The sequence below is a fragment of the Acidovorax sp. 99 genome, from assembly GCF_003096455.1.
GTDB lineage: Bacteria > Pseudomonadota > Gammaproteobacteria > Burkholderiales > Burkholderiaceae_C > Acidovorax > Acidovorax delafieldii.
This window is the reverse complement of record NZ_QEKU01000001.1, coordinates 4,073,327-4,094,054: the sequence shown is the minus strand read 5'-3', so window position 1 is coordinate 4,094,054 and position 20,728 is coordinate 4,073,327. Positions and strand designations below refer to the sequence as shown.

Sequence of the window (20,728 nt, the reverse complement as noted above, 5' to 3'; positions counted from 1 at the left end):
AGCGGCCACGGCGGCTATCGCGCATCCCTCTCGACCATCGCAGCGCCCCCTGGATAGTCGCCGGGTGGCCGATTGGTCGCCTGCTCGCTACTTGTTGTCGGGCTTCTTCATCTGCTCCAGCTCAAGGCGGAGCTCCATGAGATCGTTCTCCATGCCAAAGCCGACCGGCTGGCCCGCTGGCGGCGGCGCCGTCACGGGCACCGGGGGCAGATCGCTCAGCGTGAGGCGGGGGGGGTCCGACAGATCCAGGTCGAGCGGAATGCCCCGCGAATCCTCGCCTACTGCTGCTGCGGGCCTGGAGGGAGTGGCTGCAGAGCGCACGGGCTCCTGCTGGGCCTTCATCGCGAACTCGAACTCCAGGCTGGCTGCCAGTGAATCAAGCGGCTGGTCGTCGTGCAGCGCCACCGGTGTATGAGCTGCAGGCGCCACCAGTGTCTCGGACCGGGGCGGTGCCAGGGGCGTCGTCCGCTTGCGCGGGGGCGCTGCACCGCGCGCGCTGGCGGGCGTGGTCTGTGCAATCGCCAGCAGCAGCAACAGATCGTCATAGGCCGCCAGATCAAACGGCTCCACCGCTTCAGCGCCCGTGCGGCGAAACAGGAATTTCTCCAGCAGGCCCAGCACCGCAGGCGTTGTCCACTCGGCCTCGATCTCGGCGAGTGCGTCGGTGTAGTGGTACAGCATGCGGCCCGTGCGGTGAAAGCCCGCAAACTCCGGCACTTGCGCGTTGAAGGACTGCATGAACTGCGTTCGCAGCTGCGCAAACTCATCCACACGACTGAGCGTGTGGTACAGCCGCAATAGCTCCAGGTAGGCCAACGGAGAGGTCTGGCGGTGCTCGGCAATGTGATTCTTCAGCACCTCGATGGCCTGCTGGTGCTCGCCCACCGAAACAAAAAATTCAGCCTGCTGCTGGATGTCAAACAGCTCTTCAGGGTTGACGATGTGGGAAGCTACCGAGGCGGCAGCCGGCGCGGAAACCGACTTCGCCTGCAAGGGAGCGGGAGCACTCGCCGCCGGGCTGGTCGCTACGAAGCGTGGTTCCACGGCCGCAGCGGCTGCCTTGCGCAGGGGCGTGGCACCGGACTCGGGGTTCGCCGCGACGGCATGAGGCTGGGTTTCCGACGGCAGCCACGTGTCGCCGGGATGGGGGGTAAGACTGACCGCTTCTTCATGCGCCGATGCTGCATCGCCACGTGCGCCCAAGGCCACAGAATCGCGCCACGAACGCACTGCCTTGTCAGAGGCGCTGCGCATCCGCGACCACATCCATGCCACCCCCGCCAAGGCCAAGGCCAGCAGACCGCCCAAGGCATATACCACCGTCGCAGGAAAACGCTCCTGTTCCATCGCCTCCAGCTGCTGCTGCAACTGGCCAGCGGCTGCACGGTCCTTGGCGGCCTGTGCTCGCAATGCGGCGGTGTCCGATTCCAGCGCCTTTAATCGTTCGCCGTCTTTTTGCAATTCTTCCGGCTGCGCGTTCAATGATCTCCACAACGCGGCAGCCTGGGTGCGCAGGACCGACATCTCTTCAGAAGGTGCCGTGGGTAGCTGCGCGGTAGAGCGCAACGCCACAGGACTGTCCAGCCAGGTATCCAGGGGCTCAACCACCAAACGCGAGCGCGCTGCAGGTGCAGCGGCCACCACCGACTTGCCAGGTGCTGCCGTACCCACACGCGCGGAAGGCCGCGCGGCAGCTGCAGAGCCGGGAGCGCGGCTCTCAGCGGAGGGCGAGCCCAAGGCCCTTGCCGGTGCAGGCGCCTTGTCACGGGGCCTGGTGGCCTGCATCGCACCGGCGGCAGCCGCAGATGCGCTGCCACTACCCTGTGAAGGCGAACGCTGTGACTCTGAAGCTGCGCTGGGGGTTGCTGCAGGAAGCCGCGCCAAGTCCACCGGGGACGCAGAGGCGGACCGGGTGACGGTGGTCGGCAAATCCGAGAGGAAGGTGTAGCTGCGCGTGGTTTTTCCGTTGCACCCTGCGGTCAGGGTCACGGTGAGAACCGGTTCATCCAGCGATACCGAGGCCAGCACGCGGACCCCTGAAGGACGCCCACGCACCTCGGGCAATGGGACCACTCGCACCTTGCTGTCACTGATGGCGTTGTCGCCTGCCACCAGCTTGGCCGTGACGCAGGACGATGCGACATCCGTGCCCGGGTCGGGCTGCAACTCGAACGAGAGATCGACCGGGGCGCCCAGCACAACCGTACCACTACCATTGCCCAGGGACAGCGCCGAAGCACCGGCTGCAAGCGCCCACAATCCTGGTCCAAAAACGGTGTTACGGATTTTCACAATCAATTCTGTTTTTCGGTCCGGAGGATTCTTGCACATAAGACCCAGATAAGGCCAGAGCCATAATGCCGCTATGAAAATTCAGTTTCCCAACATCGCCATCGTGGGTACCGGTGCCATGGGCCGAGGCATCGCACAAATTGCTGCCCAGGCTGGCAGTCAGGTTTTTCTGCTGGACGCAAACCCCGGAGCCGCCGACGCCGCACGGGCCGCCCTGCAGGAGCAATGGAACAAGCTGGTCGCCAAGGGCCGGATCGAAGCGGACCAAGCCACAGCACTGACCGCGCGGCTGCACCCCGTCAAAACAGCGGCAGACCTGGCGGCCTGCGATCTGGTGGTGGAAGCCATCGTGGAGCGGCTGGATGCCAAACAGGCCCTCTTCGTCGAACTGGAAGGGGTGGTGCGCGCCGATGCGGTGCTGGCCACCAACACGTCCTCTCTGTCCGTGACGGCCATTGGCGCAGTCCTCAAGCGCCCCGAACGCCTGGCCGGGTTCCACTTCTTCAACCCCGTCCCTTTGATGAAGGTGGTGGAGGTGATCGCGGGCCTCAAGACAGATCCAGCGATCTGCAATGCGCTGGCCGCGTATGCCAAGGAAATGGGCCATACCCCTGTACAGGCGCAGGACACCCCTGGCTTCATCGTGAACCACGCGGGGCGCGGCTTCGGCACGGAGGCCCTGCGCATCGCGGGCGAAGGCGTGGCCGATTTCGCTACCATCGACCGCATCCTTCGCGACCAGGTCGGCTTCAAGCTGGGGCCCTTCGAGTTGATGGACCTGACGGCGCTGGACGTGTCGCACCCGGTCATGGAGTCCATCTACCGCCAGTACTACGATGAACCCCGTTTCCGCCCCAGCGTGATCACCGCGCAGCGTCTGGCGGGGGGCGTGGTGGGCAAGAAGGTGGGCGAAGGCTTCTATCGCTACGTGGAGGGCACAGCGCAGGTGCCTGCCGAGGCGCCTGCCCCCGTGGTCAACGACATTCCGCCCGTGTGGGTGTCCCCGCGCGCTGCACGCCGGGCCGAGCTGTACCAATTGCTCAAGGACCTGGGGGCCACCATCGAGACCGGCCAATCCCCCTCCCCCCAGGCCATCACGCTGGTTGCCCCGCTGGGCTTTGACGTGACCACCGTCGCCGTGGTGGAGCGGCTGGACCCAGCCCGCACCATCGGCATCGACATGCTCATCGATGACGCCGCGACCAAGCGCCGCGTGCTGGCCACCAACCCCGCCACGCGCGTTGACATCCGCAACGCGGCGCATGCGCTGTTTGCGCGCGACGGCAAGGCTGTCAGTGTGACCCGTGACAGCGGTGGTTTCGTCACGCAGCGCGTGGTGGCCACCATCGTGAACATCGCCAGCGACATCTGCCAGCAAGGCATCTGCACCCCCAAAGATCTTGAGACCGCCGTCACCCTGGGCCTGGGCTACCCGCTGGGCCCCCTGGCCATGGGCGACCGCTGGGGCCCCACCAACATCCTGGAAGTGTTGTTCAACATGCAGACCGTGTATGGCGACACGCGCTACCGCCCCAGCCCGTGGCTGCGCCGAAGGGGTGCAATTGGCCTGAGCCTGAGCCATGTCGAAGAAGACTGATTGCCAAGCACCACGGCCACCTCACTGAACACCACCATGCCCGCAGAACTCCAGAGCACCAGCCAGGGCCAGACCCTGATCCTGACCCTTCGCAACCCCGAGCGGCGCAATGCCATCGACCCGGTAATGTATGCCGCGGGTGTGGAAGCACTGGGCGTGGCCGAAAGCAGCCCTGACATCCGCAGCGTGGTCATCACGGGCGCCGATGGCATGTTCTGCTCGGGCGGCAATCTGCAGCGCCTGCTGGCCAACCGCCAGGAAGCGCCGCAGGTGCAGGCACAAAGCATTGAAGGCCTGCACAACTGGATCGAGACCATCCGCACCTACCCCAAGCCGGTGATCGCCGCCGTGGAGGGCGCGGCAGCCGGTGCAGGGTTTTCGCTGGCACTGGCCTGCGATTTCATCGTGGCGGCCCGCAATGCCGTGTTTGTGATGGCCTACAGCAACGTAGCCCTGTCGCCCGATGGCGGCGCCAGCTGGAGCCTGGCCCACGCGCTGCCCCGCCAGATTGCCACCGAGATCCTCATGTGCGGGGACCGCATCGGCGCAGAACGCCTGCACGCATTGGGCCTGGTCAACCGCCTTGCCGAAGCAGGCAATGCACTCGACACCGCCCTGGCGCTGGCTGAGCAGCTCAATGCCCGTGCACCCAATGCACTGGCCAGCATCAAGGAGCTGCTGAACGAGGCTCCCCATGCCCAGCTCACGCACCACCTGGGCCATGAGCGCGACCACTTCGTGAAGAACCTGCACCACGCCAATGGCGGCGCAGGCATCTCAGCGTTTCTGGAAAAGCGCGTGCCCCGCTACGAGTAGCGCTGCACCACAAACGCCTCGACGCATCCACCGTCGCAGACCCATCAACCCCCGGTACGCTGCCACCCAGCGCCGGGGGTTTTCTTTTGGCCTACGCGCAGACACGCAGGTGACAACCCTGACGCATTGCGCAGGTCCCTGACGCGACAATGGGCCTGTTTCTAGTCACCCAAAAGACAGGCCATGGACGACCCGATTCTTACTATCGAAGAACGTGAAGCGATCAACTCCGGTCGCTGGTTTTCATCACTCTCACCTTCGCTACGCCACGACATCCTGCGATGTGCATACGTCAAACGCTTCAAGGACGGCGGCCTCATCGCCGCACGCGGCGACCCGCCCGAGGAGTGGATTGCTTGCGCGCGCGGTGCAGTGCGGGTGAGCTCCACATCCATCTCGGGCAAGCAGATCACGCTGACCTATGTGGAGCCGGGCATCTGGTTCGGCGATGTGGCGATCTTCGATGGGGACCGGCGCACGCACGACGCCTACGCGCACGGCGACACCACGATCCTGTGTGTGGCCAAGGCCGATTTTCGCAAGATCCTGGCCGTGCACACCGAGCTGTACGAAGCGATGCTGCGCCTGCATGCGCGGCGCATTCGCCAGCTGTTCGGGCTGGTGGAAGACCTCAACACGCTGCCCCTGCGATCGCGCCTGGCCAAGCAGCTGGTGCACCTGGTACGCAGCTACGGCGTGCCCAGCCTGTCGGACGGCAGCGAAATGCGGATCAGCCTGCAATTGGCGCAGGAAGAACTGGCACAACTGCTGGGTGCGTCGCGGCAACGCGTGAACCAGGAACTCAAGGCCATGGAACGCGAAGACGCCATCCGCATCGAGCCGGGCGGCCTGGTGGTGCGGGACCGCGAAGCCCTGATGCGCATCGCTGAAGCCGACAACTGACTCACTTACCCCATCACTGACAGCCAGAACCTTCATCCGCCTCCATGAGCAACTTTGACCATTTCGTCGGCACCCGCCCTGTTTCCGATCAGCACGCCTTTGACCTCGAAACGCTGACTGCATGGCTCTCCAGGAACATGGAGGGCTTTGCGGGCCCGCTGACGGTAGAGATGTTCAAGGGCGGGCAGTCCAACCCCACCTACAAGCTCATCACCCCCGGCGCCAGCTACGTGATGCGAGCCAAGCCCGGGCCCGTGGCCAAGCTACTGCCTTCAGCACACGCCATCGAGCGCGAGTTTGCGGTGATGAGCGGCCTGTACGGCACCGACGTTCCCGTGCCGCGCATGTTTGTGCTGTGCGAGGACGAGTCGGTGATTGGGCGTGCCTTCTACGTAATGGAGTGCATGCAGGGCCGCGTGCTGTGGGACCAGTCCCTGCCCGGCATGACGCCAGCTGAACGCGGTGACATCTACAACGAGATGAACCGGGTGATCGCGGCGCTGCACACGGTGAAATTTGCGGACCGAGGCCTGGCCAACTATGGCAAGCCCGGCAACTACTTTGACCGCCAGATCGGCCGCTGGAGCAAGCAATACGTGGCCTCCATCACGCAGCCCATCGAAGAGATGGACCGCCTCATGGAATGGTTGCCCGCCAACATGCCCGCCAGCGCACGGGACGAGGGCCATGTGTCCATCGTGCACGGCGACTACCGCCTGGACAACCTGATGTTCCATCCCACCGAGCCCCGCGTGATCGCCGTGCTCGACTGGGAGCTGTCCACACTGGGCCATCCGCTGGCGGACTTCAGCTACCACTGCATGAGCTGGCACATTCCTGCCTCGCTGGGTCGTGGCATTGCGGGGTTGGACCTGGGCGCACTGGGCATTCCCGACGAAGACACCTACATCCGCCTGTACTGCGAGCGCACCGGCATCACCACCCCCGATGCGCTGCGTGCCGACTGGAACTTCTACCTCGCCTACAACATGTTCCGCATCGCCGCCATTTTGCAGGGCATTGCCAAGCGGGTAGAGGCTGGCACGGCCTCCAGCGCCCAGGCCAAGGCCTCGGGCGACACCGCGCGACCCATGGCCCAGCTGGCCTGGTCCTTCGCGCAACGCGGCTGAACACACGACGCAACACCAGCGCCGCCCACGATTACCAACGGAGAAGAAACCCATGGACTTTGACTACTCGCCCAAAACCAAGGAACTGCAGGCCAAGCTGCTCCAGTTCATGGATGACCACATCTATCCGAACGAGTCTGCCTACAAGGATGAGTTGGCCGCCAACACCGTCGCAGGCAAGCGCTGGAGCGCGCTGAACACCATCGAGAACCTCAAGCCCAAGGCCCAGGCCGCCGGGTTGTGGAACCTGTTCCTGCCGGTCGACAGCGCCGCAGCATCCGGCTATGCAGGTGCCGGCCTGACCAACCAGGAATACGCACCGCTGGCCGAAATCATGGGCCGCGTGCCATGGGCCAGCGAGGTGTTCAACTGCTCCGCGCCCGACACCGGCAACATGGAAACCATTGCCCGCTACGGCGACGAAGCCAACAAGGCCCGCTGGCTCAAGCCCCTGCTCGAAGGCAAGATCCGCTCGGCCTTCGCCATGACCGAGCCCGATGTGGCATCGAGCGACGCCACCAACATCGAGACCCGCATCGAGCGCCAGGGCGATGAGTACGTGATCAACGGCCGCAAGTGGTGGATCTCTGGTGCGGCCGACCCGCGCTGCGCCGTGTTCATCACCATGGGCAAGACCGACCCCGAAGCCCCGCGCCATTCGCAGCAGAGCATGGTGCTGGTGCCCGCCGACGCCCCTGGCATCAAGATCATCCGTCCGCTGAATGTTCTGGGCTATGACGACGCCCCGCACGGCCACGTCGAGATGACCTTCGAGAACGTGCGTGTGCCCGTCTCCAACATCCTGCTGGGCGAAGGCCGTGGCTTCGAGATCGCCCAAGGCCGCCTGGGCCCTGGACGCATTCACCACTGTATGCGCCTCATTGGCCTGGCCGAGCGTGCGCTGGAGCTGATGTGCAAGCGCGCATCGTCACGCGTGGCCTTTGGCAAGACCGTGGCCCAGCAGACCGTGACACAGGAGCGCATTGCCGAGGCCCGCTGCAAGATCGACATGGCGCGCCTGCTCACCCTGAAGGCTGCCTGGCTGATGGACGTGGCTGGCAACAAGGTCGCCAAGACCGAGATCGCCATGATCAAGGTGGTGGCCCCCAGCATGGCCTGCCAGGTCATCGACTGGGCCATGCAGGTGCACGGCGGTGGCGGCATGTCTGACGACTTCCCGCTGGCCTATGCCTACGCCGGTGCGCGCACCCTGCGCTTTGCCGACGGCCCGGACGAAGTGCACCGCAACGCCATTGCCAAGTGGGAGCTGGGCAAGTACGGCACCTACGGCCGGGACGCCGCCGTGCCGGTGACCCGCGGTAGCTGACGCTCCACGGCACAGGACACAGGACCCGCAGACGCTCTACTGCGGGTCTTCAGCGTCTCCCGTCGCCCCGCCTGCGGCAGCAGGGGGCGGCAGGTTGTGTAATGCCCCTTGGGCAGCCGCCAGCAGCAATTGCGTGGCCTGGGCGATCTCCGTCAGGCTGCGCTGCGTGTGCTCCATGCGCAGGTACACCTTGCCGCGTACCAGCATCAATAGCAGCGGCGACTGCGCCCGTACCTCCCCGCCCTCACCTTCCACGACGTTGAGCAACTGGGATACCACCGGCGCATGGATCCAGCGCTGCGCGGTCTCCATGCGCTCGGCCACCACCGCAAAGTGCTGGCGAAACGAGGCCGGCAGGCCCGGCCAGGTCACCTCTTCAAACATGGCCAGCCAGCGCATTTCCTCGGGCAGGCTGGCATTCACCGTGGTCTGCAGGGTGTCGGTGATGGCGTTGTAGGCATTGCCCTCCAGGGACTCCTGCAAGGGGCGGTTGAGCACCATCACCGCCGCGTCCGGGTCCACCCCCAGATCGGCGCGCCCCCGCAACTCCAGGCCGCGCACATAGTCACGCGTGGGGTTGCCGCATTCCAGCCGCCACGGGTGGCCATTCAGGTCGCCCCCCAGGTCAAAATGCCCGTCCACCGCCTGCGGCACCACCGCCAGGCGCTGGGTGGCCGCCCAACGCACCACCTCCTGGTTGGACACGGGCCGTGCGGCATTCGGGCCACCGGGCAGATGCAGCGCTTTGCGAAGACGGTCAAACATGGCGATTCGAAGCCCAAGGCTTCGCGGAAGTCACGGATGCAGGCATTATTGGGGGCATCGGCCGCTGCGGCAAACCGGCGGAACGCCTTCTGTGACCTGGTTCACCATGCCGGAAGGGCAAAGCGGCGAACGGCTGGTGCGGCCACTGCCCACGCGCATGGGCACTGCACCGCGCCGGAGCAACCCCGCCGCATTCACTTTTGGCGATCTGAACAGCCCACATGCTCTTCTCTATGGACCGCAGACTTGCCCTCATCACCGTGGCTGGTGCGCTGGCCGCTCCGGGGACCGCCCTGGCGCTGCCCGACGATGCATCGGCCCGGGTGCGCCAGCTGGTGCGCTGGTCCACCGCGACGGCCGACCACCAGGGCTTGCCGTTTGCCGTGATCGACAAGCCTGCCGCGCGCATCCACGTATTTTCGGCACAGGCCCAGTGGCTCGGCAGCGCGCCCGTGCTGCTGGGGGCCGCTGCGGGTGACCGCTCAGCCCCGGGCATCGGGGCCAAGCCTCTGTCCCACATCCGCCCGCACGAACGCACCACCCCTGCAGGCCGCTTTGTGACCGAGCCTGGCCGCAACCTGCAGGGTGAAGACATTGTGTGGATCGACTACGACGCTGCCGTCTCACTGCACCGGGTGCGCAGCGTGAGCGCCGCAGAGCGCCGCCTACAGCGCCTGGCAAGCTCCAGCACCCGAGAAAAACGCATCAGCTATGGCTGTGTGAACGCACCCGCAGCGTTTTACGACCAGTTCATAGCCCCCTGGTTCGGGCGGGCGCCTGGGGTGATCTACGTGCTGCCGGACACCGAGCCTTTCGCTACATTTTTTGAAGCAGCCAGCGCATATGAGTAATGCGCTACCGGCTCATTTCGCTCAAAAATGCGCACCCAGGAGCCACTGCACAATAAAACGGCCATTCCGCACGGTCATGCAGTGGGCTCCATCCGTTGCGGCTCCCGGTCAGGCCTGAAAAGGCGCGATGACGAAGCCCATTCAAGTGACCATGTAAGGGTCAGACATCTGCGCCCACAGACCGGAAGTGCAGTGATTCACCGTGACGTCTTCCCAATGCCGGTAGTTGGCCTGCATGCCTCAAATCTGCTCGATCTCCAGGACCCCACCCGCTGGGATTCTTCGGCCCCGGGGTTACGGTGCAGCCGGTGCGGGGGCCAGCGTCAGCTCATGGGACCAGCGAGCAGGCTGGCGCTGCAGGGCACGGTAGCCAGTCTGCGCCCAGGTGCTGCTCATATCGCGGTAACGCGGCGAAAACACCAGGCCGCTTTGCCCTGTCTGGTAGATGAAGCGCGACTGCTCCAGGTCGGCCAGGTCGTACACCGCGCGCAGCGATGCGGCGTGGCGGTTCACAAACGGCCCCTTGGCTTCGCCCGCGTTGTACTGCCCCACGTTGACGGTGTAGGCGTCGCCATGCGATGGCTCGCTCACGTCAAAAAAGCGGGCCAGTGCAGGCACATTGCCAAATGGCCGGTGCACGCTGAGTGCCGGGTGCGCCGCGCCCCAACGCCATTGCGCGGGGTCTGCGCCGTACGCCGCCTGCAGCCGGTCGAGCGCGCGTCCCAGGGCTGCGGCAGACTGCTCTGCACACGTTGCGGGCTGGCACCACCAGGGGTCGTTGCGCTCCAGTATGCCCTCCAGCGCGGCCCGGTAGTCGCGTTTGCCATAGGTGGCGGTGAACCGCGCCTCGCCGATGCGCGGCACGATCAGGCCCCGCGCCAGCTCGTCGGTCCATGCGGCAAACACCAGGGGCGCAGCCTTGCCCGCATCCATCACACCGTCAAAGCCTTGGAGCTGCTCCTGCGCAGCTGCGGCCAGGGGGTGTGATGACTTGGCCTGCTGCAGATAGGGCAGCAGCTTGCGCGTGGCCAGTGAGGTCACATCGCGGTGGATGGCCTGCATGCTCGCGGCATCGTGCTTGTCGGTGGCCTCGATCAGCTGCGCAATGCGTTCGTAGCGGTAAGGCAAGGCCCAGTCTTGGGTCAGGTAGTGGGGATAGTCGGGCGCCGTCACCCGCTGGTTGGCGGTGGCTATCCAGCCCCGGGCGCCGTTGTCCTCCGGCGTCTGGTCGTACGGCAGCCACCCCTTCCAGTCGTACCGGGCGTCCCAGCCCGGCGAAGGCGCCACGCCCCGGATGTCGTTGGCAGGGTCTCGCACGGGCGCGCGGCCTGCGGCCTTGAAGCGGATGTTGCCCTGGTCATCGGCCGCCACCACGTTCTGCATCGGCGAGTGGTAGTGCGAGAGAGCCGCGAACAACGCGTCCACCGATTTCGCCTGGTTGGTCTGGAGGCCCGCCAGCACCGTCTGGTTGTCGGCATCGAGCGCGCTCCAGCGCAGCGCCAGCACGTATTTGCCGAGGTCTAGCACGTCGGCATGCGACTTCTGCGCGTCGCTCAACACGGGGCCGTGCCGCGTGCTGCGCACCTTCAGGGCGACATCGGCCTGCCCTTTCACACGGATGGTTTCGTTGCGCACCGTGAAGAGCGCCCAGCCCTCGGGCGTGCGGTACTGCGACGCGTCGGCGGGGTTGATCTGCTCCAGGTACAGGTCCTGCACGTCCGGGCCCGTGTTGGTGAAGCCCCAGGCCAATTTGTCCGTACGGCCCAGCACCACAAAGGGCATGCCGGGCAAGGTGGCGCCCACCGCGTCGATGGCGCCGATGGGGGTGCCGTCAGACGCCTGGCCTGCGGGAGCCTGCAAGCCCGCAAAGTACCAGATGGCGGGTGCCGACAGGCCCAGGTGCGGGTCGTTGGCCAGCAGCGGTTTGCCACTCACGGTGCGGGTGCCTGCCAGCACCCAGCTGTTGCTGCCCTTGCCCTCGTTGGTGCCCGCATTGCGAGTCAGCTCGTCGGCCCAGGCCAGCATGCCGGCACTGATCTGGCGGGACAAGGGCCCGTCGCCCAGCGCGGCAGATGCAGCCTCCCGATCGGCCAACGCTGTAGCTGCGGACGGTGCAGCAGAGGCGTTGGCATCGGTGGCCCGGTACACCCCCAACTGCCGGTACAACGCGGCCAGGTCGGCCGAGGCTGCGGGGCGCTCGCCCGGGTACGATGGCATCAGTTGCCACAAGCGCTCGGTGTCCAGCGTTTTCGCAATGGACAGCCGCGCAAACTCGTTGCCCCAGTTGCCGCCCAGGTCCAGCGCCATCATCAGCGCCCAGCCCACGCTGTCCTCGGGCTCCCACACGGCGCCCGTGGCCCCACCCGGCTGAACGCCCAGGATATGGAACTCCGGCGGCAGCGCCTGGGGGCGGTTCTGGTGGAAGGCATGAATGCCCTGGCTGTACGCCTGTAGGGCCTCCTGGGCATACAACGGCAGGCCTGCGTACTGCCGCTTGGCCGTGCCCATGATGTCCAGCGTGCGCATGAGCTTGTCAGTCTCCAGCGTGGCCGGCCCAAACACTTCGGACAGCTCGCCGTGCATCACGCGGCGGTTGAACTCCAGCTGCCAGGTGCGCTCCTGCGCATGCACGTAGCCCATCGCAAACCAGGCGTCTTGCGGGCTCTGCGCGCGAATGTGGGTGACGTCTGCGCCATCGCGCTGCACCTGCACGGCCTGGCGCAGGCCCTTCACGACCAACTTGCCATCCAGTGTCGCAAAGCTGCGCTGTACATACACGGCAGCCCCCGTGCCAACCAGCAAGGCCGCCACCACCAGCCCGACGGCCGTTCGCTTCATCCACGCCATGTCTCGTGTCTCCTGATTGTTCTGGGTTGTTTGTGTGGGTTCGGAAGTGAAAGGGCTGCGCGCTGACCGGGAGTCCGCCGCGCTGTGACAGCTGTCGGCGGCAGCCGACGGCCTCAGCCCAGATGAACGCTGGTGCCGGCGACCTGAAAGTTCATGATCGGAGCACTGGCCTCGGTAAAGGGAACCCCCAGCGCAATCTGCCCCGTGCCATGCAGGATGCAGGCATCGCGGCGCAGCCGCACGGGCGAGTCGCTGCCGTCAAACCGCACCCAGGTGCCGAAGCTGCTCATGTCGGTCAGCACGAACCCGCTGTTGCGCCAGTCGATGCGCGCATGCAGCCGTGAAACGCGGGGGTCATTGATGCACAGCTGGGCATGGTTGGCGCGCCCCACATGCACGGGCGCATCCGACGAGGTGAACGACATGTCCACCCCATGCCAGGAAAACTGGATCTGCCCCAGGATGGAATCGGCCGGAGCAAAACTGCTGACCAGCGCCGCCTGCATGGTGAGCGAGTCGGGCTCTTCGTTCTCGCGCCACTCCACCTGGTAGAGCATCTGCAGCTCGGCCTTACCGCGGATTTCCATCAGGCCCAGCTTGCGATACCACACATCGGCAGCGGCCCCCGCCAGCAGCACAGTCGTCTCGGTGGCCCAGATTTCGGCGGGGCCCGCGCGCTCGCACAGGCGGGAGGCCACATTGACGGCATCACCGTAACAGTCGCCATCCACATCGACCACCTCGCCACTGGCCACTCCCACGCGGATGTCCATGCGCAGCGGCTGCGGCCACCGGTCCAGACGCGCCTGGTGCTGGCGCAGCATGTGGGTGGTGGCAGTCACGGCACTGGCCGCATCACCAAACACACACAACACCCCGTCGCCCAGCTTCTTGACCACGCGCCCCGCATGCGCCTCGATGGTGTCACTGATCCACTGCGTGACCTGAGTCACCGCCTCGGTGGCGCGCTCGTTGCCCAGCGTTTCATACAACGAGGTGCTGCCCGAAATGTCGGCGAAGACCACCGTTGACAACACACTCATGAACGATGGCCGATTAGTAACATCATGTGAACCAGTTTAGTGCAAGCTCAACGAAGACGCACCTAACAAAGCGTCAACAATCCTTTGCCAGGGTCTTTACGGGCCACGCGCCCCGGTACTTGCGGCCTCACTGCAGGCGCTAATGGCAGCGGTAGGCGTGGAGGGTGCGCACCTTGGGTGCCCGAAGGTGCTGGCAAAACACACGCCGAGCAGCGCACCTGTTCGCCCGCTTGCCTCGCGTCAGGCCGCCGCAAGCATTCGCGATGAATTGCGTAAAAGTTCGCAACAAACGGGGGCGCCGTGTTGTCTTTATGCAAAAACAGGAGCGTCACCCTTGCGTCAATCCTCACTCCCGCTTACTTTGATCGACCCTGTTACAAAAATCGCACAGCCCACCGTCCATGCGCTGGAACAAGCCCAATCTCCGCAACAACCTGCACGACCTGCTCGGTCGTGACAAGCCGTCATCGACGGCCTGGGTGCGCGACCAGGGTCTGGAAGAGGTGCGGCGTGCCATGCTGCACAGCCTGATGGGGCTGACCGGCTGCGAAGTGGCGCGCATGAACATGCGCCTGCGCTACGCGGGCGATATTGAAGCGCTGTGGTACCTGCGCAGCGATTTGCTCGACACGCTCACCCTGCTGCGCGGCGAGGCCATCGCGCAGACGGTGCTAGACCGGGTGACGCCGATGTTCCAGGGGCAGTTGCCGCTGTCGCTGCGGGTGCCACAAATGCCCAACGCACCCCGCGCGCACCTCTGAAACCCTGAGATTGCAGCCCTGACGGCCGGGGCCGGTCACCACGCCGCACCGGCATCGTGCCACGCAGCGGCCCCGGGTTAGCGCCGCCTGTTCAGTGCTGGTGGCCCCAATAGATCAGCGCATCACGCTCTTCCACCGACAACGACACCGTTGCACCCACGGGCAGCAGCACCTTGGTCTCGACATGCCCAAACGGCAGGTTGGTCAGCACGGGCGCCTTGATCTGGGTGCGCAGCCAGTCCACCACCGACTGCAGCTTGTAGCCCTTGTCGTGCGGCGCCAGCTTGAAGTTGGTGAACTGCCCCAGCACCACGGCTTTCTGCTGGGCCAGCACACCGGCGTGCAGCAGCTGGGTCAGCATGCGCTCAACGCGGTAGGGATGTTCGTGCACATCCTCCACAAACAGCACCCCGCCCTTGACCTGCGGGAAGTACGGCGTGCCGACCAGCGAAGCCAGCACCGCCAGGTTGCCGCCCCACAGGGTGGCGCTTTTCACATAGACGTTGGGCACAGCAGGCTTGCCGGTAGTGGCATGGGGCTTTTCCTTGTGCATGCGCCAGCCCGTGCCTTCACCGTGGCCGGTCAACAGGTCGTCAAAGCAGGCTTCCATGATGTCGTCGGGCGCGCCCTCCACGCCAAAATCGGCCCCCAGCGACGGCCCCGCCCAGGTGGTGGCCCCGGTTTTGGCCAGCACGGCGAGCTGGAAGGCGGTGAAGTCGCTCACGCCCACGAAGTGGGTGCCCTTTTCGATGGCCTTGGCCACCGCCTTGTAGCGGATGCCCGGCAGGATACGCGTGAGGCCATAACCCCCGCGCGAGATCAGCGCCACATCGGCGCCGCTGGCCGCCGCACGGTGGATGGCGGCCAGCCGGGTGGCGTCGTCGCCCGCAAAGCGCGTGTGTGTGGCCAGCGCGTCCACATCCACCTCCACCTCATGGCCCTGGGCCTTGAGACGGGCGATGCCCCGCTTGAAGGCGGCCTTGTCGCGCACTGCACTGGAAGGCGAGTAGATGTAGATGTGCTTGGGACCGTGGTCGTGGTCGTGGTCGCACTGCGAGGGATCGTGATGGTGGTCGTGCAAAGCGCTCAGGCCCCGGTGGGGCCTGCTCCGTAAACAGGGGGGATGCCCGCTGCCCCATGCAGTCAAGGGGCACGAGCGGGCACATCAGTGCGTGAAGTATTCCACAGCCTGTGCAGCAATGGCCTCGCCATGCTCCTGAACAAAGTGGCCCGCATGCGGCAGCACCACCGGCTCGGGGCATCCACGGATGTTGTGTTGCAGCGCCCGCATGGTGGGCAGTCCCAGCACGGGGTCTTGCGCCCCCACCACCATCAGGCTGCGGCCTGGCCACCGGTGCTGCCAGAAATCGCGGGCTTCACGCGACAGCGCCGCACCGGCGTCATCCAGGGCGGCAGGGACACGTTCAGGGAACGCACGCAGCGCAGCCCGGTAACCTTTATCCGGAAAGGGGGCATCGTAGGCTGCGCATTCCGCAGCGCTCAGGTGCGGGTTGCCGCGTGCCAGCAGGCGCCCCACCCCGTACAGCGGCTTGTCCCGGCACATCGCACGCCAGTCCACAAAGCCCTGGGGCAACGGTGCATCGCCTGTGGCCAGCAGCGTGTTCATCACCAGCAGGCCGCCAAACCGCTCGGGCATCGCCACGGGCAGCGTGAGGCCCAGGATGCCACCCCAGTCCTGCACCACCAGCACGACATTGCGCAGGTCCAGCCGCTCGATCAGCTCCAGCAGCACCTGGCGGTGCCATTCGAACTGGTGCGCACCTTCCTTCTTGGGCTTATCGCTTTTTCCAAAACCGATCAGGTCGGGCGCCACCACGCGGTCGCCTGCAGCCAGAAAGGTGGGCAGCATGCGGCGATAGAGGTAGCTCCAGGCCGGGTTGCCATGCAGACACAGCCAGGTGCGCGATGCGTCGCGCGGGCCTTCGTCCAGGTAGTGCAGGCGCAGGCCCGCCAGACTCGGCAGGTCGCTGACGTAGTGGGGAGCCCAGGGGTAGCCGGGCAGGTTCGCGAAAGCCGCATCGGGTGTACGCAAGGCATCGTCACGCAGGGGGTGGCGGGCCAATGCCTCGGCGCGTTGCTGGCGGCGCCGCTGCGCAAAAAAGTGGCTCAGCAGGCCGCCGCACTCCTCGGCCAGCACCCCGCCCTGCACCTCGGTCTGGTGGTTGATCTCGGCATGCCCAAACAGGTTGAGCACCGAGCCTGCCGCCCCCGTCTTGGGCTCCATCGCACCAAACACCACCCGTGCCAGGCGGGCATGCAGCATGGCGCCACCGCACATGGCGCAAGGCTCCAGCGTCACATACAGGCTGCAGCCGTCCAGCCGGTAGTTGCCCAGGCGCAGCGCCGCAGCACGCAGGGCCACGATCTCGGCATGGGCCGTCGGGTCGTGGCCTTCCACCGGGGCATTGCGGCCAGTGGCGATGACCTGGCCGTCCTTGACCACGATGGCGCCCACAGGCACCTCGCCCGCGCTGGCTGCGGCTTGCGCCTCGGCCAGGGCCAGTCGCATCCAGTGCGCATCGTCGGCTATCTTCATTACTATATTTTCAATAGCATCCAAGGCATGAAATATGTGCGCTTAGAAGCAATCTGGCTTATTTTTTCTCGTCTTCAGGCATGGGGCGTGCCTGTTGCATCAGGCCTTCTACCTGCTGCTTGACCTGCTGCTGCATCTGCTGGCTCTGCTCACGCACCGTGCCGGTCGGCGCCGACGCAGGCCCCGCCGCGCCTGTGGCGGTTTGCAATGCGGGCACGGGGGCGCGCGTGGCCGCCAGTTGCTTCTTGGCCAGCAGGCCCACGATGGCCAGCACCACCACCAGTCCGACCAATCCAAACATTGCGCGCATACCAGGGCTCCTTGGCGGGCACCGGGGGCCCGCGCGTTCTTGCGATGGGATCTGACTGTAAAGCCAAACGCCGCACGCAAAAACGGCCGCAGGGAGCGGCCGTGGGGTCAGGAGTCGCTGAAGCAACGCCGGAGAGTGACCTCAGTTCAATGCCACGCGGCTACCGTCCTTGAACGTGTACAAGGTCACGGCGGGCGTGGTCAACTCGCCCTTGGCGGTGAAGGCGATGTTGGCGGTCACGCCCTTGTATTCAGTCTTGACGAGGAACGGCGCGAACACCTTGGGGTCCACTGAGTTGGCGCGCTTCATCGCGTCAGCCAGCACCATGGCGGCGTCATAGGCATAGGGGCTATAGATCTGGAACTGGCCGGGGAACTTGGCGTCGTAGCGCTTCTTCCAGTCCGAGCCGCCCTGCATCTTGTCCACCGAGGCACCGCCCGTCGCGCAGGTCACATTCTTCAGCGCGGGGGTCTTGCCCGACAGTTCGGGCAGCTTCTCGGTGCACAGCGCATCACCGCCAAAAAACTTCACGTTGCCCAGGCCCAGCTGCTCCATCTGGCGCAGCATGGGGCCAGCTTGGGCGTCCAGGCCGCCGTAGAAGATCGCGTCGGGCTTCTTGTTCTTGATGGCGGTGAGGATGGCCATGAAGTCGGTGGCCTTGTCGTTGGTGAACTCCTCGGCCACCACTTTCAGGCCCTTTTGTAGCGCCGTCGCCTTGAAAACCGAGGCCACGCCCTGGCCATAGGCCGTGCGGTCGTCGATGATGGCCACGCTCTTGAGCCTGAGGTGGTCCGCACCAAACAAGGCCAGGGCAGCACCCAGCGCGTTGTCGTTGGCGATCAGGCGGAAGGTGGTCTTGTGGCCGGGCTTGGTCAGGTCGGGGTTGGAGGCAGAAGCCGTGATGTGTGGCAGGTCGCACTTGGCGTAGACCGCCGAGGCGGGAATGGACGTGCCCGATTGCAGGTGCCCTACCACGCCCGCCACCTTCTGGTCGCACAGCTTCTGGGCCACGGCGGTGGCCTGGCGTGGGTCGCCCGCGTCGTCTTCGGCCGCGATTTCAAACTTGATCTTCTTGCCGCCAATGACGAGGTTCTGGGCGTTCAGGTCGTCAATGGCCAGACGCACACCGTTTTCCGTGTCTTTACCGATGTGGGCAATGCCGCCCGAAACCGGGCCCGCATGGGCGATCTTGACGGTCTGTACGTCCTGGGCAGAGGCCAGATGGGCCGCCAGCGCAAGGGCGGTCAGCGCAGAAATTCGGAACAGAGGCGAAGAAGCGAAAACGGGGCGCAGCACAGTACAAAGTCTCCTGGGTCGGTCAAAGCATCCTGTTGTGCACCGAACTTGTACACAACAAACCCCACATCGTAGCCACCTCAGCCCTCGTTTTCGCAAAATTACTAAGCAAACTTAGTAATTTGCTCCGGCATTAACCGGGCTAATACGTCCGGCGCGCACCGCCCGCCCAGGCAGGCTGGGATAATCACGCCCCATGTCCCTCCTGCCCCACCAGCTCGAACTGCTCTCGCCCGCGCGCGACGCAGACATTGGCATCGAAGCCATCAACCACGGCGCCGATGCCGTCTACATCGGCGGCCCGGCCTTTGGCGCGCGGGCCAGTGCGGGCAACGACATTCGGGACATCGAGCGCCTGGTCAGACACGCGCACCGCTTCAACAGCCGCATCTTTATCACGCTCAACACCATCCTGCGCGACGATGAACTGGAGGCCGCGCGCAAGATGGCCTGGCAGGTGTACGAGGCGGGCGCGGATGCATTGATCATCCAGGACATGGGCCTGCTCAAAATCGACCTGCCGCCCATCCAGCTGCACGCCAGCACCCAAACCGATATCCGCACGCCCGAAAAAGCACGCTTCTTGCAGGACGCGGGCCTGTCGCAGATCGTGCTGGCACGCGAGCTGACGGTGCAGCAGATCGCCGCAGTGCACAAGGCGCTGGGGCCCGTGGATGCGCCGGGGCGCGCCAACATCGAGTTCTTCATCCACGGCGCGCTGTGCGTGGCCTACAGCGGCCAGTGCAACATCAGCCATGCGCAAACGGGCCGCAGCGCCAACCGCGGCGACTGCAGCCAGGCCTGCCGCCTGCCCTACCAGGTGACCGACGCGCAGGGCCGCTTCATCGCGCACGACAAGCACGTGCTGAGCATGAAGGACAACAACCAGAGCGACAACCTGCGCGCACTCATCGATGCGGGCGTGCGCAGCTTCAAGATCGAAGGGCGCTACAAGGACATGGGCTACGTGAAGAACATCACCGCCCACTACCGCACCTTGCTCGACGAGAGCATCGAAGAGCGCGAGGCCCAAGGCCGGCCGCTGTCGCGCTCGTCCAGCGGTCGCACCACCTTCACCTTCACGCCCGACCCACTGCAGAACTTCAACCGCGAGTTCACCGACTACTTCGTGACGGGCCGCAAAGAAGACATCGGCGCGTTCGACACCCCCAAGAACCCCGGCCAGGCCATCGGCTGGGTGACCAAGCTGGGCCCAGACTTTGTGGAGCTGGAACTGAGCGACCCGGCCACCGTGCTGCACAACGGCGACGGCCTGTGCTACTACGACCTGCACAAGGAACTGGTGGGCATGGCCATCAACGTGGCCGAGCCGGTGTCGGCCCGCAGCGTGGGCCAGTGGCGCGTGTACCCCAAGGACCCGATGGACGGCTTCAAGGACCTGCGCAAGGGCACCGAGGTCAACCGCAACCGCGACATGGACTGGGTGCGCACGCTGGAGAAAAAGTCCAGCGACCGCCGCATCGGCCTGTGGGCGCACCTGAGCGAAACGCCCACTGGTTTCAGCCTGATGCTGACCGACGAGGACGGCAACGTGGGCTGTGCATCCGTGCAGCAACCCCACCAGCCAGCCACTGACGCGGCCAAGGCCGAGGCCAGCCTGCGCGAGCAGCTCGGCCGCTTTGGCGCCACGGTGTTTGCGGTGCATGACATTGCGCTGCAGCTCTCGCAGCCGTGGTTTGTGCCCGCCTCGGTGCTCAACGCCCTGCGCCGCGATGCCGTGGCCGAACTGGAAGCCAACCGGGCCCACAACTTTGCCCGCCTGCCGCGCGCCACGCCAGTGGAGCCGCCTGCGCCCTACCCTGAGGACACGCTTTCTTTCCTGGGCAACGTGTTCAACCACAAGGCCCACGACTTCTACGTGCGCCACGGTGTGAAGGTGATCGCTGCGGCGTACGAGGCGCACGAAGAGGAAGGCGAGGTCAGCCTCATGATCACCAAGCACTGCGTGCGCTTTTCCATGAGCCTGTGCCCCAAGCAGGCCAAGGGCGTGACGGGTGTGCAGGGCACCATCAAGGCCGAACCCTTGATGTTGATCAATGGCAAGGAAAAGCTGACCTTGCGCTTTGACTGCAAGCCCTGTGAAATGCATGTGGTGGGCAAGATCAAGCGCCAGGTGCTGAACCAGGTGCCAGAAGCCCCGCTCCAGTTCTACAAAGCCCGGCCGCAAGTCGCGCACTAAGAGCGGCTAACAAAACTCCCCTGGCGTCGTTGT

General features: G+C 65.4%; 16 protein-coding genes. 8 read left to right on the top strand and 8 right to left on the bottom strand.

Annotation, left to right across the window (positions count from 1 at the left end):
- Window positions 1-87 precede the first annotated feature (87 nt).
- A complete protein-coding gene (locus C8C95_RS18895) occupies window positions 88-2,259 on the bottom strand; it encodes a hypothetical protein (RefSeq protein WP_116749580.1) in 2,172 nt (723 codons plus the stop codon).
- A gap of 106 nt (window positions 2,260-2,365) precedes the next feature.
- Here C8C95_RS18895 and C8C95_RS18890 point away from each other — a divergent pair, with 106 nt between their 5' ends.
- The 5 genes from C8C95_RS18890 (at window position 2,366) to C8C95_RS18870 (ending at window position 8,065) form a co-directional block, all read left to right on the top strand.
- On the top strand, window positions 2,366-3,889 hold the full coding sequence (locus C8C95_RS18890) for a 3-hydroxyacyl-CoA dehydrogenase (RefSeq protein ID WP_116749579.1): 1,524 nt from the start codon (window positions 2,366-2,368) through the stop codon (window positions 3,887-3,889).
- Between the two features lie 36 nt (window positions 3,890-3,925).
- Window positions 3,926-4,705: an enoyl-CoA hydratase gene (locus C8C95_RS18885; RefSeq protein ID WP_056745090.1), complete on the top strand. Its 780-nt coding sequence runs from the start codon at window positions 3,926-3,928 to the stop codon at window positions 4,703-4,705.
- A gap of 183 nt (window positions 4,706-4,888) precedes the next feature.
- A complete protein-coding gene (locus C8C95_RS18880; RefSeq protein ID WP_015013747.1) occupies window positions 4,889-5,608 on the top strand; it encodes a Crp/Fnr family transcriptional regulator in 720 nt (239 codons plus the stop codon).
- Window positions 5,609-5,652: 44 nt separating this feature from the next.
- On the top strand, window positions 5,653-6,738 hold the full coding sequence (locus C8C95_RS18875) for a phosphotransferase (RefSeq protein ID WP_116749578.1): 1,086 nt from the start codon (window positions 5,653-5,655) through the stop codon (window positions 6,736-6,738).
- A gap of 52 nt (window positions 6,739-6,790) precedes the next feature.
- Window positions 6,791-8,065, top strand: coding sequence for an acyl-CoA dehydrogenase family protein (locus C8C95_RS18870; RefSeq protein ID WP_056067410.1), 1,275 nt, complete (start codon window positions 6,791-6,793; stop codon window positions 8,063-8,065).
- 36 nt (window positions 8,066-8,101) lie between these two features.
- Here C8C95_RS18870 and C8C95_RS18865 read toward each other — a convergent pair whose 3' ends face one another.
- The gene (locus C8C95_RS18865) at window positions 8,102-8,830 is read right to left on the bottom strand and encodes a hypothetical protein (RefSeq protein WP_116749577.1); all 729 of its coding nucleotides are present in this window, start codon (window positions 8,828-8,830) and stop codon (window positions 8,102-8,104) included.
- 233 nt (window positions 8,831-9,063) lie between these two features.
- Between C8C95_RS18865 and C8C95_RS18860 the strand changes: the two genes are divergently transcribed.
- Window positions 9,064-9,681 carry a hypothetical protein gene (locus C8C95_RS18860; RefSeq protein ID WP_116749576.1) on the top strand — a complete coding sequence of 206 codons (618 nt, stop codon included), beginning with the start codon at window positions 9,064-9,066 and terminating at the stop codon, window positions 9,679-9,681.
- Between the two features lie 294 nt (window positions 9,682-9,975).
- Here C8C95_RS18860 and C8C95_RS18855 read toward each other — a convergent pair whose 3' ends face one another.
- Both C8C95_RS18855 and C8C95_RS18850 read right to left on the bottom strand, forming a co-directional pair.
- On the bottom strand, window positions 9,976-12,528 hold the full coding sequence (locus C8C95_RS18855) for a penicillin acylase family protein (RefSeq protein WP_116749575.1): 2,553 nt from the start codon (window positions 12,526-12,528) through the stop codon (window positions 9,976-9,978).
- A gap of 113 nt (window positions 12,529-12,641) precedes the next feature.
- Window positions 12,642-13,571, bottom strand: coding sequence for an adenylate/guanylate cyclase domain-containing protein (locus C8C95_RS18850; RefSeq protein ID WP_207780620.1), 930 nt, complete (start codon window positions 13,569-13,571; stop codon window positions 12,642-12,644).
- A gap of 401 nt (window positions 13,572-13,972) precedes the next feature.
- On the opposite strand from C8C95_RS18850, the gene C8C95_RS18845 reads away from it, so the two are divergent.
- On the top strand, window positions 13,973-14,332 hold the full coding sequence (locus C8C95_RS18845; protein ID WP_108498163.1) for a hypothetical protein: 360 nt from the start codon (window positions 13,973-13,975) through the stop codon (window positions 14,330-14,332).
- A 91-nt stretch (window positions 14,333-14,423) separates the two neighbouring features.
- Here the strand turns inward: C8C95_RS18845 and C8C95_RS18840 are convergent, their stop codons facing one another.
- The 4 genes from C8C95_RS18840 to C8C95_RS18825 all read right to left on the bottom strand — a co-directional run bounded on the left by C8C95_RS18840 (window position 14,424) and on the right by C8C95_RS18825 (window position 18,465).
- Entirely contained in the window at window positions 14,424-15,413 is a 990-nt protein-coding gene (locus C8C95_RS18840; protein WP_116749574.1) for an LD-carboxypeptidase, read from the bottom strand.
- A gap of 84 nt (window positions 15,414-15,497) precedes the next feature.
- Entirely contained in the window at window positions 15,498-16,889 is a 1,392-nt protein-coding gene (gene tadA / locus C8C95_RS18835) for a tRNA adenosine(34) deaminase TadA (protein ID WP_116749573.1), read from the bottom strand.
- A gap of 58 nt (window positions 16,890-16,947) precedes the next feature.
- Window positions 16,948-17,199 carry a hypothetical protein gene (locus tag C8C95_RS18830; RefSeq protein ID WP_056067393.1) on the bottom strand — a complete coding sequence of 84 codons (252 nt, stop codon included), beginning with the start codon at window positions 17,197-17,199 and terminating at the stop codon, window positions 16,948-16,950.
- Between the two features lie 141 nt (window positions 17,200-17,340).
- Complete coding sequence (locus C8C95_RS18825; protein ID WP_243415784.1) at window positions 17,341-18,465, bottom strand: branched-chain amino acid ABC transporter substrate-binding protein; 1,125 nt, start codon at window positions 18,463-18,465, stop codon at window positions 17,341-17,343.
- Window positions 18,466-18,691: 226 nt separating this feature from the next.
- On the opposite strand from C8C95_RS18825, the gene C8C95_RS18820 reads away from it, so the two are divergent.
- Window positions 18,692-20,695 (top strand): U32 family peptidase, encoded by a 2,004-nt coding sequence (locus C8C95_RS18820; RefSeq protein WP_116749571.1) that lies wholly within the window; start codon window positions 18,692-18,694, stop codon window positions 20,693-20,695.
- Window positions 20,696-20,728 lie beyond the last annotated feature (33 nt).

Excerpts from the sequence above, each read along its gene's own strand:
- C8C95_RS18890 (WP_116749579.1), top strand. The coding sequence starts at position 2,366 with ATGAAAATTCAGTTTCCCAACATCGCCATCGTGGGTACCGGTGCCATG.
- C8C95_RS18885 (WP_056745090.1), top strand. The coding sequence starts at position 3,926 with ATGCCCGCAGAACTCCAGAGCACCAGCCAGGGCCAGACCCTGATCCTG.
- C8C95_RS18880 (WP_015013747.1), top strand. The coding sequence starts at position 4,889 with ATGGACGACCCGATTCTTACTATCGAAGAACGTGAAGCGATCAACTCC.
- C8C95_RS18875 (WP_116749578.1), top strand. The coding sequence starts at position 5,653 with ATGAGCAACTTTGACCATTTCGTCGGCACCCGCCCTGTTTCCGATCAG.
- C8C95_RS18870 (WP_056067410.1), top strand. The coding sequence starts at position 6,791 with ATGGACTTTGACTACTCGCCCAAAACCAAGGAACTGCAGGCCAAGCTG.
- C8C95_RS18865 (WP_116749577.1), bottom strand. The coding sequence starts at position 8,830 with ATGTTTGACCGTCTTCGCAAAGCGCTGCATCTGCCCGGTGGCCCGAAT.
- C8C95_RS18860 (WP_116749576.1), top strand. The coding sequence starts at position 9,064 with ATGGACCGCAGACTTGCCCTCATCACCGTGGCTGGTGCGCTGGCCGCT.
- C8C95_RS18855 (WP_116749575.1), bottom strand. The coding sequence starts at position 12,528 with ATGGCGTGGATGAAGCGAACGGCCGTCGGGCTGGTGGTGGCGGCCTTG.
- C8C95_RS18850 (WP_207780620.1), bottom strand. The coding sequence starts at position 13,571 with ATGAGTGTGTTGTCAACGGTGGTCTTCGCCGACATTTCGGGCAGCACC.
- C8C95_RS18845 (WP_108498163.1), top strand. The coding sequence starts at position 13,973 with ATGCGCTGGAACAAGCCCAATCTCCGCAACAACCTGCACGACCTGCTC.
- tadA (WP_116749573.1), bottom strand. The coding sequence starts at position 16,889 with ATGAAGATAGCCGACGATGCGCACTGGATGCGACTGGCCCTGGCCGAG.
- C8C95_RS18830 (WP_056067393.1), bottom strand. The coding sequence starts at position 17,199 with ATGCGCGCAATGTTTGGATTGGTCGGACTGGTGGTGGTGCTGGCCATC.
- C8C95_RS18820 (WP_116749571.1), top strand. The coding sequence starts at position 18,692 with ATGTCCCTCCTGCCCCACCAGCTCGAACTGCTCTCGCCCGCGCGCGAC.